The 12,607-nt window shown below is 50.5% G+C and carries 13 protein-coding genes; 10 read left to right on the forward strand and 3 right to left on the reverse strand.

Annotation, left to right across the window (positions count from 1 at the left end; all coding sequences use genetic code 11):
• Positions 1–84: 84 nt before the first annotated feature.
• From BN2762_RS13320 to BN2762_RS13340, 5 genes are all read left to right on the forward strand, one after another.
• The gene (locus BN2762_RS13320) at positions 85–594 is read left to right on the forward strand and encodes a hypothetical protein (RefSeq protein WP_316246796.1); all 510 of its coding nucleotides are present in this window, start codon (positions 85–87) and stop codon (positions 592–594) included.
• 156 nt (positions 595–750) lie between these two features.
• Positions 751–2,592 (forward strand): translational GTPase TypA, encoded by a 1,842-nt coding sequence (gene typA, locus BN2762_RS13325; protein ID WP_055107445.1) that lies wholly within the window; start codon positions 751–753, stop codon positions 2,590–2,592.
• A gap of 59 nt (positions 2,593–2,651) precedes the next feature.
• Positions 2,652–2,966, forward strand: coding sequence for a YlaH-like family protein (locus BN2762_RS13330; protein ID WP_055107446.1), 315 nt, complete (start codon positions 2,652–2,654; stop codon positions 2,964–2,966).
• A gap of 98 nt (positions 2,967–3,064) precedes the next feature.
• Positions 3,065–4,156 carry an LCP family protein gene (locus BN2762_RS13335; protein ID WP_055107447.1) on the forward strand — a complete coding sequence of 364 codons (1,092 nt, stop codon included), beginning with the start codon at positions 3,065–3,067 and terminating at the stop codon, positions 4,154–4,156.
• Between the two features lie 70 nt (positions 4,157–4,226).
• The gene (locus BN2762_RS13340) at positions 4,227–4,679 is read left to right on the forward strand and encodes a pyridoxamine 5'-phosphate oxidase family protein (protein WP_055107448.1); all 453 of its coding nucleotides are present in this window, start codon (positions 4,227–4,229) and stop codon (positions 4,677–4,679) included.
• 46 nt (positions 4,680–4,725) lie between these two features.
• Here BN2762_RS13340 and BN2762_RS13345 read toward each other — a convergent pair whose 3' ends face one another.
• A complete protein-coding gene (locus tag BN2762_RS13345) occupies positions 4,726–5,373 on the reverse strand; it encodes a YhcN/YlaJ family sporulation lipoprotein (protein WP_055107449.1) in 648 nt (215 codons plus the stop codon).
• 110 nt (positions 5,374–5,483) lie between these two features.
• On the opposite strand from BN2762_RS13345, the gene BN2762_RS13350 reads away from it, so the two are divergent.
• Positions 5,484–6,815 carry a PhoH family protein gene (locus BN2762_RS13350; RefSeq protein WP_055107450.1) on the forward strand — a complete coding sequence of 444 codons (1,332 nt, stop codon included), beginning with the start codon at positions 5,484–5,486 and terminating at the stop codon, positions 6,813–6,815.
• 157 nt (positions 6,816–6,972) lie between these two features.
• Entirely contained in the window at positions 6,973–8,247 is a 1,275-nt protein-coding gene (locus tag BN2762_RS13355) for an ABC transporter substrate-binding protein (protein ID WP_055107451.1), read from the forward strand.
• A 20-nt stretch (positions 8,248–8,267) separates the two neighbouring features.
• On the opposite strand, the gene BN2762_RS13360 is transcribed toward BN2762_RS13355, so the two are convergent.
• Both BN2762_RS13360 and BN2762_RS13365 read right to left on the reverse strand, forming a co-directional pair.
• The gene (locus tag BN2762_RS13360; protein WP_055107452.1) at positions 8,268–9,359 is read right to left on the reverse strand and encodes a coiled-coil domain-containing protein; all 1,092 of its coding nucleotides are present in this window, start codon (positions 9,357–9,359) and stop codon (positions 8,268–8,270) included.
• A 203-nt stretch (positions 9,360–9,562) separates the two neighbouring features.
• Entirely contained in the window at positions 9,563–9,799 is a 237-nt protein-coding gene (locus BN2762_RS13365; protein ID WP_055107453.1) for a DUF2626 family protein, read from the reverse strand.
• Positions 9,800–10,229: 430 nt separating this feature from the next.
• Here BN2762_RS13365 and BN2762_RS13370 point away from each other — a divergent pair, with 430 nt between their 5' ends.
• From BN2762_RS13370 to BN2762_RS13380, 3 genes are all read left to right on the forward strand, one after another.
• The gene (locus BN2762_RS13370) at positions 10,230–10,883 is read left to right on the forward strand and encodes an RsfA family transcriptional regulator (RefSeq protein WP_055107454.1); all 654 of its coding nucleotides are present in this window, start codon (positions 10,230–10,232) and stop codon (positions 10,881–10,883) included.
• Between the two features lie 115 nt (positions 10,884–10,998).
• Complete coding sequence (locus BN2762_RS13375; RefSeq protein ID WP_055107455.1) at positions 10,999–11,955, forward strand: ketopantoate reductase family protein; 957 nt, start codon at positions 10,999–11,001, stop codon at positions 11,953–11,955.
• A gap of 73 nt (positions 11,956–12,028) precedes the next feature.
• On the forward strand, positions 12,029–12,412 hold the full coding sequence (locus tag BN2762_RS13380; protein ID WP_055107456.1) for a DUF3397 domain-containing protein: 384 nt from the start codon (positions 12,029–12,031) through the stop codon (positions 12,410–12,412).
• The last annotated feature ends 195 nt before the right edge of the window (positions 12,413–12,607 follow it).

Here is a 12,607-nt window from a genome sequence, read left to right on the forward strand (position 1 = left end):
GCATTTTCACCCATCTTCATATAAACTGGAATTAGGTGGGATGTCACAAAAATGGTGACTCTGTCCCTAATTGTCAACTGGAAGGTGAGTGACGGAATGTCCGACAATAACAAGCTAATGACCGGAATACTGATCTTGGCTGCGGGGATTATCATTTTGCTGGGCAAATGGGGAGTGTTCAGCTTTCTTGGCAAAGCGCTCTGGCCGCTGATTCTCCTGATCCCGGGCATACTGCTGCATCTATGGGTATTTGCCAGAAGGGCTTCTTCCGAATTGCTTCTGCCGGCAGGTATTCTCGTCGTCTACTCGATTTTGTTTTTTATCGGCATTATCGGGGGCTGGACATTCCTCTTTCATAAATTGTGGCCCGCTTTCATACTCGGCATTGCCGTCGGCTTGTTCGAGTATTATGCCTATGCGTCGCAGCGTCAGAGCGGGATGCTGCTGACGGCTGTCGTGCTCGCGGCGGTGTCTGTTATTTTGCTGGGCTGGAGCGTGTTCTCAATCTCTTTCGTCTATTTGTTGGCGATTGTGTTGATTGCTGCAGGGGCCTGGCTGATCCTGGCCCGCGGGAATAGCGGCCGGTTCTGGTAGATCTCTGGAAAGTTCTTGAATTATTTCTGGTTTTGCGTATAATATTAAGGATAGATTAGCGTCGGAAGTTTTCGTCCGGCGCTTCTTTGGGTGGTACAGCCGTTATATGTCAACCTGCTGTAAAGACACAGACATGAAAGGATTTGGAGAAAACATATGCATGATAGAAAAAACATTCGCAATATAGCCATTATCGCTCACGTAGACCATGGCAAGACAACGCTTGTCGATAAGCTTCTTCAGCAGTCGGGCATTTATCGCGACAATGAGACGGTACAGGAGCGCGTGATGGACTCCAATGATTTGGAGCGCGAGCGGGGCATTACGATTCTGGCCAAGAACACGGCAATTACGTACAAGGATTATTTGATTAATATCGTCGATACACCGGGACACGCCGACTTCGGCGGTGAAGTGGAACGGATCATGAAAATGGTCGACGGCGTCCTGCTTGTGGTGGATGCTTACGAAGGCTGCATGCCGCAGACGAAATTCGTACTTAGCAAAGCGCTGGAACACCAGCTTACTCCGATCGTCGTCGTGAATAAAATCGACCGTCCGGCCGCTCGCCCGGCGGAGGTTATTGATGAGGTGCTTGATTTGTTCATCGAGCTTGAGGCGAACGATGAGCAGTTGGAGTTCCCCGTGGTGTATGCGTCCGCTTTGAACGGTACCTCCAGCCTCGACCCGGGGCAGCAGGACAGCAATATGCAGGCTCTCTACGATACGATCGTCGAGCATATCCCGGCACCGACCGAGAATGTGGAAGAGCCGCTGCAGTTTCTGGTTACTCTGATGGATTATAACGAATATCTGGGACGCATTGCGATCGGCAGAGTTAACCGGGGAGTTATCCGCCAGGGACAGCCGGTTGCCGTAATGACGCGGGAAGGCGGCAAAAAGTCGGCCCGGATCGAGAAGCTGTTCGGATTCAAAGGCCTCAACCGTGTTGAAGTCGATGAAGCAGGAGCGGGAGATATTGTGGCTATCGCAGGCATTAAAGATATCAACATCGGGGAGACAATCGCCGATCCGAACCATCCGGAAGCTCTGCCGGTGCTCAAAATCGACGAGCCGACGCTGCAAATGACGTTCCTTGTTAATAACAGCCCGTTTGCAGGCCGCGAAGGCAAGTGGGTCACTTCCCGCAAACTGCGGGAGCGCCTCATGAAGGAGCTGGAGACCGATGTGTCCCTTCGGGTCGACGAGACGGACAGCCCTGACGCCTTCATCGTATCGGGCCGCGGCGAGCTGCATCTTGGCATCTTGATCGAGAACATGCGCAGAGAGGGCTACGAGCTTCAGGTATCCAAGCCTGAAGTTATCGTCAAGGAGATCGACGGTGTCAAAATGGAGCCGATCGAGCGCCTGATGATCGATGTGCCAGAGGAGCATATGGGAACGGTTATGGAGAGTCTCGGCTCGCGTAAAGCGGAAATGGTTAATATGATCAACAGCGGCACAGGCCAGGTTCGCTTGGAGTTCCTGATTCCGGCCAGAGGGCTGATCGGCTACGGTACGCATTTCCTGACGCTGACCCGCGGCTACGGCATTATGAACCATGCGTTCGACAGCTACGGGCCGGTCGTCGGCGGACAGGTCGGCGGACGCCATCAGGGAGTGCTCGTATCGAGTGAGAACGGCGTGTCGACGATGTACGGCATTCTGTCCATCGAGGACCGCGGCATACTGTTCCTAGAGCCAGGCACCGAGATTTACGAAGGGATGATCGTCGGAGAGCATAACCGCGATAATGATATCGTCGTGAATATCTGCAAGGAGAAGCAGCTGACCAACGTCCGTTCGGCTACAAAGGAAGAGACGGTCAAAATGAAGACACCGCGTCTATTCTCCCTGGAGCAGGCTCTGGAATATCTGAATGACGATGAATACTGCGAGATCACGCCGAAAAATATTCGCCTGCGGAAGAAGATTCTGAACAAAAGCGAGCGCGAGCGTGCCGAAAAACATCGCAAAATGTCTGAAGCCAACTTATAATGGTTAAGTAAGGCCGTAAGAAAACAATAATTAGTACTGCCTCGAAGGAGGGAACTGTATTGCAACAATGGTTTGCCGATCACCCGGTGATCGCGTATATTCTCATTTTTGTATTGGTTACTTTCGTGTACAATAAGGTGTTTCGGGCTCAGCAGAAGCTCCCCTTATGGAAAGAAATCATCTTGTATGTGCTGATGGCAATCGGCTCGTTCATGCTGCTGATTTTTCAAATCGACAAGCTGCCGATTATCCAATGTCTTCTGGTCGCAGTCGTTCTTATGCTAATGGTGCGCATCCGCTATTTCGTGGAAGGGCGGCGCAGCAAGAAGAATGGCTCATCTGTCGCTGAAGGAGACGGAGGAACTACACCGTAAGGGCTGCAGGGGGACATGTTTGTAACCTTTTGCAGTGCCGATACGTTTTTTAGATGAAGCTCAAGCTGCTAATTCACATGAAAAAGGTGTTTTAATCCATGAGTTCTACACGTAGTGGCCTGCCTCCTCGGGAGCAAAGCCATAAAAAAAGATCACCGAAGAAAGGCTCTCGCAAGAAGAAAAAGAAGGCTAGCGCGTTAACGATATTTTTGCGGACACTGCTAACGCTCATGTTTGTGCTAGCGCTGGGCGTTGGTTTGTATATCGGACATTTATCCGTAACGCTGGATCAGGTCATTGAAGACACGGGCACCGAGGAGAAGGTGGCACCGGAGCAGTCGGCCAAGGTCAAGCCGCTCACCATGCTGCTTCTGGGCACGGATTACCGTCCGGAGACGAAGACGCATCTTACCGACGTGATGATGGTTATCGCCATGAATCCGGAGACGAAGTCGGCTACCGTCGTCTCGCTTCCGCGCGATACGCTTGTGGAGCTGAAGGGTTATAAGGCGGACAAGCTGAATCATTTCTATCCGAATTTCCTCGTTCAGGAGAAGAAAACGGGAATTACGGCCAAGTATGAGATGAAGACGATGATGAGCAAATTTTTCGATTTGAATATCGATTACGTTACCGTCGTGAACTTCCAGGGCTTCCGCGATGTGGTGGACGCGCTTGGCGGCATTGATGTCAACGTTGATGCGGACATGTGCTATCGCGACCGCGCGGATAATACGAACATCAATCTGAAGAAGGGGCCGCAGCATTTATCTGGAGAGGATGCGCTGGGCTACGTAAGGTACCGCAAATCCAATTGCAGACCTAAGACGAAGGCTTCCGATGATTTCGACCGCAACCGCCGCCAGAACGAAGTGCTGCATGCGCTCATCGACCAGGCGAAGTCGCTCGATGGTGTTCTCGGGGCTGCCAAGGTGATTCAATCGGTAGGCAAGAATATGGAGACCGATCTGGAGTCTCAGCAGATGAAGAATATTATTGGGGCCTACTGGAATATTTCTAAGGAAAATGTGGCGTTCATGCCAGTGACGGGACAGTGGAAGAATCCATATGTTTATTTGAACGGGGAAGAGCTCGACAAAGCCAAGCAGGCGCTCAAGGATGAATTGGCCGGAATCAAGCCCAAAGCCGATGAAGCCGGAGGCGCCGAGGCGGCAGAGGCGGGCGGCTGATGATTGAAGGCAAGTTTTGCAGCATGCTATAATACAATCATATAGAAGGATTGTATAGGAGGGCTGGTTCATGTCCGATATTGTTACGCAATTATCCGAACCGTTATATACCGCTTTCCAGTCCGAAATGTTTGTATTGCTGAGCACGGTAGATGCCGAGTCCGGCGGGCCGACGTCAAGCGCGATTTCCTGGGTCTATGCGCGGGATCATTCCACGCTTCGCCTTGCACTTGATCATCGCTCGCGTCTGGTTGGTAATATTAAGGCCCGGCCGAAGGTAACCATTACGGTCTTCGGCGAGGGAACCATCTACGCCATCAATGGTCGCGCTTCCGTGGCCCAGGATCCGCTCGAAGGGGTTCCTTTCAAAATGTGCTGCTTTGACGTGCATATTGAAGCCGTCCGGAACGCTCTGTTCTATGGAGCGCAGCTTGTCTCTGCTCCCGTATATAACAAAGTTTATGATCGCCGTGCAGCGGACATGCTGGACGCGCAAGTATTTGATGCCATGAAAAAAGCCTAGCGAATTCTTTTTCGCCGGGCTTTTTTTCGTTGTCATGTCAGTCAAATTATTTTTGTCCTTGAGGGGCCATTTGCATATTTTGCTGGTGCTGCGTATTCGATGGGGATTTGGTTCTGTAGTTTTGAGTGGACGGGTTGATCTCCGGCGTTCCAGGTCTGCGTCCCTGAATGTCTGTTTCGCCTCTTGGAACCGTGTCGCTCGGCATTTGCGGAATAATTCGTCCGATAATATCGGCTAATTCTGTGGCAAAGCCGGATACGGGGTGTCCCTGCCGGATTTTGGAGCCAATTTCGGCAATCCGATGGTTCAGGTCGATATCGGCAGTAACGATCGCCCCGGCGCCCTGCGGATCCTTCCGCAGCGCTTCGGCTACCGTGTACTTGATATTCCCTACGCGGGCTCTTTCCAGATCGCCTTCCACATCAATGCCGACAACGGCGGTGTTCCCCATAACGACGCAGTGAGCTCCCTTGACGCCTGGAACCCGCATGGCGAGCTGCTCCAGATGGGCCTGCTTATCGAGCTGGTTTCGGGTGCCAGCGTTGTTGGCGATAGGCTGTCCGCCGTTTGGCGCGCTTTGGGCTCGCGGTTTAGGATTTGCTTGACCTTGAGGAGAGGGTGATGCATTTTGTGAAGCTGTATTACAGCCTGTAAGAAGAACAGCCGTCAGTAATATACACAGCCAAATTCGCATGTTGATCGTCCTTTCAGGAATAATGTCTGTCTTTAACCTTCCCGCCCGCGGGAAGAAATATGTATGTATCATGCAGATAGGCTGCAAATCCAAGCGGTGGAGGGGATACTGTGAAAAAGATATTTGTACTGGATACGAATGTATTGCTGCACGATCCCAATGCGATTTTTGCTTTCGAGGAAAACGAGGTCGTTATTCCGGCCATCGTTCTGGAGGAAATCGATTCCAAAAAGAGGAACGCCGATGAGCTTGGCCGAAATGCGCGGGGGGTCTCCAGGCTGCTGGATGGGCTGCGCGAGAAGGGGCATCTTCATGATGGAGTGAGGTTGGATAACGGCGGAACGGTTAAGGTGGAGCTGAATCACCGCAGCTTCGCCAAAGTACAGGAGATGTTCGGCGACATTTCAAATGATAACCGCATATTGGCGGTCGCCCTCAATTATCATCTTGAAGAAGCCGAGCTTGGCTCCGGCAGAACGGTCGTGCTCGTAAGCAAAGATGTTCTTGTCCGGATTAAGGCGGATGTGCTTGGCCTAACGGCTCAGGACTACTTGTCCGACCGTACGGCAGGACTTAGCGAGCAATATTCCGGACACTCCACGATCAAGGTGCACCCCGCCGTCATTGACGAATTTTATTCTTATCGATCCCTGCCCACCAAGCCGTTAGGATTGTCTTATCCGTTGTATCCGCATGAGTTCGTTATATTGAAAGATGAAATGGGAGGCGGCAAGTCGGCTCTGCTCAAGGTTAGCGAGGACAGCCTGAAGCTGGCACCGCTCTATCTCAGCAATGAGCCCGTATGGGGGATTAGTGCCCGTAATGCACAACAGCGGATGGCGCTCGAGCTGCTGTTAAACGACGAAATCCCGCTTGTGACGATTACAGGCAAAGCCGGAACCGGTAAGACGCTGCTGGCTCTGGCCGCCGGATTGCTGAAGGTAGAGGATGAACATAAATATAAGAAATTGCTGATCGCCCGCCCTGTCGTTCCAATGGGCAAGGATATCGGTTATTTGCCGGGCGAGAAGGAAGAGAAGCTCCGGCCATGGATGCAGCCTATTTATGATAACCTGGAGTACCTGTTCGATACGAAGAAATCGGGGGATATCGATAAAATCCTTATGGGGCTTGGCAGCATACAGGTCGAGGCCCTGACCTACATTCGCGGCCGTTCGATTCCGGGCCAGTTCATCATTATCGACGAAGCCCAGAACCTGACGCGGCACGAAGTGAAGACGATCGTCTCTCGGGTCGGGGAGGGTAGTAAAATCGTCCTGCTCGGGGATCCAGAGCAAATCGATCATCCGTATCTGGATTCAGCCAGCAACGGACTGACCTATCTGGTAGAACGCTTTAAAGAGCAAGGCTTAAGCGGCCATATTACATTGGAGAAGGGCGAGCGCTCCAAGTTGGCCCAGGCCGCGGCTGACCTGCTCTAAGTCGTTTGTCTCGCGGAATTTCATGCTTATGAGCCGCCGGACTTAGCTTCGGCGGTTTTTGCCATGATTTGTAGGGGACAAAGTATGAGGTAATTTGTTACAATAAGGGTTGATTGGTCGTCGGAAGAAGATCGGAACGCGGAGAGGAAGAACAGGTGTGAAGCGTAGAAATCATTGGGTGCTTTTTGCAATCCTATTACTTGCTTTAATTAACTTGTCTCCAAGCAAGCAATCGACCCTTATTCGTAACGAGGAAGGCGTTATTCCGGAGCCCGTAACGCTTCCGAACCCAAAAGAGGTACAGGAGCCCAGGCATTTCCGGGTCGCCGTCCAAATGAATGAAGGAGAATTCCTGCGGTTGCAGCAGATGAACTATGAATATATGAATGAGCATGCGGATCAGGTGGAGCTGGTCAATTTGTCGGCCGATGCCTCGCCTTTTGATGTGCTGCGGCAATTTGAGCTGGGCGAATCGCCGGATGTCCTGCTGCTGGATAATGACTGGATACGCAAGTTCGCCTCCAGCGGTTACTTGATGCCTGCTGAGCGCTATTATTCGAGCCCTCTGTCTGGCGAAGTGCTGAGCGTTTCGCTAGGCCAGAACGAATGGAACGGCTACATATGGGGAGTTCCTTTTGATATCGATCCTTATGTATTCGCATACAATCCCGATTTGATCAGAGAATTCGGATTTGAGCAGCCTCCGAAAACGGCCGATGACTGGGAGAAGCTCCTGGCCGCGTTCAAGAAGCAGAGCCGGGTACCCGCGCTTCTGGCCATTGATTTGAATGAGCCTTACGCTGCGCTGTCGCTGCTCTGGCAGCTTGGCGGAAATACGGGCGCAGACGGCTCATCTATTTTTGAAATCACGGAAGGAATGCGCCGCGGAATACGCAATATGGAGGATATTCGGCCCTATTTGCTGCGGTATTCCGCAGAAGCTTCGGCTGCACCTAACATATGGAAGCGGATGTACGACGGGGAGGTGGCGATTTGCCTTACCCGGGCGTCTGCAATGAGGGAGAGGCAGCATCCGCAGATGGAGGCCTTCATACCGGAGCCTGGAAATACGGGCAAAGCGATGTGGAGCTACGGGCGCAGCTTCGTGGTTTCCTCGAAGAGCTCAAACGCCCAAGCGGCCGGTGCCTGGATCGCTGAAATGGCTGCGTCCGGCAGGCAGCGGGAATGGCACGAAATAACAGGGAATTTACCTGTGTTGAAGTCGCTGTACTTTGAGTTCGAGAGAAATCAAATCCCGGCATGGGTACCGGCCTCGCTAATAGGCAGCAAACCGGATGCCCTGCCCGTCAGCAGCATGCTCCCCGAGCAAATGGAGCAATTTGCCCGGCATTCGGCTGATTTCATGAACAGCCGTTTAGGAGCTGAGCAGTATGCCAAAGAGATTGCACAAATCGGCATAAAGTATAAGTGAACATACAGCAAAGAAGCTCTCTATAAAGAGAGCTTCAGCTTCACGGTCAAGGTTCCCTTCTGAATGACAGCCTCGTCGGCCTTCACGAAGGGAACTATTTGTTGTGGATAAAAGCCGAGATCAAAGCCTTTCTCCAGCTCCATGCGCGTTGTGTCCGGCAGCTCCAGGCCGTTAAAAACGAGCCGGTCTACATGGAATACTATGGCGTTCTGCGGCTCGTTCTCTACGGTGTAATGGCCTTCAACCCGCAGATTGAGACCCTCCCGGCTTCCCGTAGCGACAATTTTCCCCTCTTCGAAGATGAATGCCATATTGCTGAGCAGCTTATTTTTACCGTGCAGAAAGGCATTCAAATCTTCTTCGCGGATTACAAGCACATAGCCCCCATTCTCGGAGACCAGGCTGTCTTGATGGTCCTTCAGAAAATCCTGAAAATCCATCATTGCGGAGGCAAGGGCGCTAAAATAGCGGCGAACCTCGTGCAATCCAACATTCTCCCAATACGTCGTCAGTTCCTCTATCATGGCCCGAAGATGCTCAGGATCGGCGCTTGCACCGAGCTTTCCGTCCACGCTCCGCTGCAGCTCCATTACACGCTCACGCTGCTTTAGCAAATTATCCTTCATTTGCTCGAGCTCGTTTGACAATGCTGTTAGCTGCTTTCTTGACTTGTTCAGCTTTGTCAGATCGTTCCGGTATGATGCTAGCACATCACGGTCCCTCTCCATGATCAGTTGATAATAATCCAATACTGTAAAAAAGTCCTTCCAGCTGTTGACGGACAGCAGAGCGGTGAGCAAATCCTCGCGTTCTCCCATATAATAGGCTCTGAGCCTGACCCCGGCACGTTCTTGGCTGATCCGCATTTGCCCTTCCTTCTCGGCAAGCTCCCCGGACAATTTGCGTATGGAGCGCCCGGTTTCCTGTTGCTTGTGTTCAATTCTGGCGATTTCCCGGTCAATTTCTACAATGGACAAGCTCTTCTCCAAAATTTCCTGTTCCTCTTCCGACATCGGGAATGCGCGAGCGGAGGAGAGAGGGAAGACTGCGGCAAAAAATAACGACACGATAAGTACGCAAGAGGAGCAGAAGGATATGATACGTCTGTTCAAGAGCGTTCCTCTCCTTGGGTTGATCTATAAATATATATGATAGCAGGACAAGAAATAGCAGGGATAGTACAAATATTCAAATATCCCTAGCCGCCTCCGGGATTTCGAAGGTATTCCTTAACGAAAAAAGGGCGCTCGGCCTCGGCCGAATCGCCCTTGATTGAAAGAGTGAGTTGATCCTACTCGTTCATCACATCTATAGATTAGAGAGGCAATCCCATCTGGAAAACCGTCCAGTAACTGAAGCCTGTGAAGGCGACAATCATGTATCCCCAGAAAAGCAGGATATACGTTCTCTCCGTAAACTTCAAGTAACCAAAAATAACGAAAAAAGCCGTTTGCAGGAAAAATAGCAGGGCCATTTCGATATGGTTACCGGCAAAAGCCATTAGTCCAATCGTTAGTGTGAAGAAGCCAAGGACGCGGTACATGCGTGCCACAAATAAGTCCCCCTTTCGTATGTATCGGCGACATCCAATTTTCTATACCTCATTATACCCGTAACCCTAACAACTGTAAACGAAAAGTCATGAAAGTTTAACGATTGTTTCCCAAGCAAGTGATTTCGGTTATAGGAGGTCCAATTTTCGAGATGTCAGAAAGCAGCCGCTGGGGAGTCTGAACCTCCTAATACCGGAAAAAAAGCAGCTGAGAAAACAGCCTGTCTGCAGGGAAGTATATCGGAGGATGTTTTTCTTGTGAGGAGGTATGACAGCCCTTTATTTTGGACATACAAAATAGTATCAAATAGATTCTATGAACTCTATGAGAGGCATAGGATGGAATATGAAGCTTTTTTACCGATACACCGGCCCGGAATCGTGCCCGGAGGACGGTTATATTAGGATGTCGTTAGGAGGTTTTTATAGCATGACAGCTGTGAGACAAGATGCATGGAGCGCGGAGGATGATTTGATTCTGGCCGAGGTAACCTTGCGCCATATCCGCGAAGGAAGTACCCAACTGACTGCATTTGAAGAGGTGGGAGAACGTATCGGGAGAACGGCGGCCGCCTGCGGCTTCCGCTGGAACAGCTGCGTTCGCAAAAAGTACGAGGCGGCGATCAGCATCGCCAAAGCGCAGCGGCAAAAACGGAACTATATGAAAAAACAGGGATCGATCCCGAGTCATTCATCGATCGCTTCCTTGGCTTCTGTAGATCTGGAAGAGGGAATCTATAAAAGTGAAGGCGTAACGGAAGAGACGATTTCCATCGATGCGGTTATCCGGTTCTTGCGGGGGTGGAAGAATACGGTTCAGGAAACAAGCAGATATGTGAAGCAATTGGAGAAAGAGCTTCGCGAGAAGGATGAAGAACTGGCTGCGCTTCGTGAAGAAAAGGAGCGTTTGTCTGATCAGGTCAATGAAGTGCAAACCGACTACCGCGTCGTTAACGATGATTATAAGGCGCTGATTCAAATTATGGATCGGGCTCGCAGGCTGGCATTCCTGAACGAAGAGGATGAAGAGCTGAAAACAAGATTCAAAATGGATGCGAACGGCAACCTTGAACGAATCGAATGAAATAGTCCGAGACTGAAATTGAAATTCCGGCATCTTTGATGCCGGAATTTCTTTGTGCTGCACAGGTAAGGTCTGGTATAAAGGAAATAACAGTAACACGAAAAGGGTGGACAAAATGAAAGTTGAAATCGTTGGAGCGGGTGCGCTCGGTTTGCTATTCGGAGGCAAGTTGGCTAGTTCCGGGGAGGAGGTCAGATTCTGGACAAAATCGGAGGAACAGGCCAGGCTGTTGGCTGAGGAAGGAATTCTCCTGCAGGAAGGAGAGAACGGAGCCCCTGCCATTATATCTGGTCTTGCCGCCTATCCGCTTCAAAAGGCTGCGTCCCGCTGCATAGGGCAAGAAAATCCGGATTGGGTGCTGGTGGCGGCGAAGCAGCATCATATCGATAACGCGTTGGTTAGCGCCATTGGGCCGCTATTAGGCGAAGGCACACAAATATTATGCTTTCAGAATGGGATCGGGCATTTGGAGCTTCTGGCTAAAGCTTTTCCGGGGACAGGGGTGTATGCAGCCATTACGACTGAAGGAGCGAAGCGGCCCAGTATCCGGCACGTGATTCGTTCGGGGAAAGGGACGACCTCTATCGGCCTGTCTGCAAAAGAGGGGGAAAAGGCGGATTTATACTCAAAAAATGCGGCTGAAAAATTAATTGTCGCCCTTGAAACGGCAGGATTTTCCGCTCATCTGTCGAAAGACATCGATAGGGAAATTTATAGAAAACTGCTTATTAATGCGGCAATTAATCCGCTTACCGCGATTTGGCGCATTTCGAACGGGGAATTGCTGGAGAAGGCGGAGCGAAGACTGCTGCTGAAGCAGCTTTGCGAGGAGGCTTTAGCGGTTTATGCTGCGGAGGGCATCGTGTTCGAGGGAGATGCCTATGACGCTGTGGCTGAGGTATGCCGCCTGACGTCAAGCAATATGTCCTCGATGCTGAAGGATGTTCTGCAAGGAACGCCAACGGAAATTGATTATATCAACGGACGGCTTGTAGAGATGGCCAAGCAGACCGGGACCCCGGTTCCCGGACATGAAACCGTGTGGCGTCTCATCCGTGGATTCCATCAATAATATTCCAAATTTTGGGAGGTAAAACGAAAATTTAATTAATGCATTTTGATGCAATTTTGCAGGAGGTGGAACTATGAGCTTTTTGAGTAACACTTTAGCTGTTCTCGGCATTTTACCGATCATTCCATTTATGCTCGTTTATTTTATTCATTATTATGTGAAAAAAGATAAAAAAACGGCTCTGCTTCTTGCGATGGATGTAACGACGGTATTTCTAATCTTAGCGGCTGCGGCCCTGTTCAATATCGTGTTTAATTCCGGATTCGGGATCTATCTGATCCTTCTTGTGCTGCTTATCGCTGCAGGGCTGATCGGCGGCGCGCAGAATCGCCTGAAGGGAAGGGTCGATGTCAGACGGCTGCTTCGCGCCGTATGGAGACTTGCCTTCGCCGGAACAGGAGCTGCCTATATCCTGTTATTCCTGATCAGCTTTATTACATATATTACGGCAGTTTAATTTACAACAACTTATATATACGTTATTCTCCTTAACTTTTGCGGTCAAAAATCGGGCATAGTCTGATGCCAATAATGTGAAAACGACTATTTTGTTAAGAAACTGCAAAGGATTTTATTAACAATAGTTCAATTTCTGAAATTATGTATTGGATTTTTTGACCGGTGGTTGTATAATCTAAAAACATATACCACA

Origin of the sequence: Paenibacillus ihumii, assembly GCF_001403875.1 — a bacterium.
In the GTDB taxonomy this organism is placed as follows: domain Bacteria; phylum Bacillota; class Bacilli; order Paenibacillales; family Paenibacillaceae; genus Fontibacillus; species Fontibacillus ihumii.

Bases quoted from the DNA above. Each gene is read 5' to 3' on its own strand.
- BN2762_RS13345 (WP_055107449.1), bottom strand. From the start codon at position 5,373: ATGCGAATTTGGCTGTGTATATTACTGACGGCTGTTCTTCTTACAGGC.
- BN2762_RS13340 (WP_055107448.1), top strand. From the start codon at position 4,227: ATGTCCGATATTGTTACGCAATTATCCGAACCGTTATATACCGCTTTC.
- typA (WP_055107445.1), top strand. From the start codon at position 751: ATGCATGATAGAAAAAACATTCGCAATATAGCCATTATCGCTCACGTA.
- BN2762_RS13380 (WP_055107456.1), top strand. From the start codon at position 12,029: ATGAGCTTTTTGAGTAACACTTTAGCTGTTCTCGGCATTTTACCGATC.
- BN2762_RS13335 (WP_055107447.1), top strand. From the start codon at position 3,065: ATGAGTTCTACACGTAGTGGCCTGCCTCCTCGGGAGCAAAGCCATAAA.
- BN2762_RS13375 (WP_055107455.1), top strand. From the start codon at position 10,999: ATGAAAGTTGAAATCGTTGGAGCGGGTGCGCTCGGTTTGCTATTCGGA.
- BN2762_RS13370 (WP_055107454.1), top strand. From the start codon at position 10,230: ATGACAGCTGTGAGACAAGATGCATGGAGCGCGGAGGATGATTTGATT.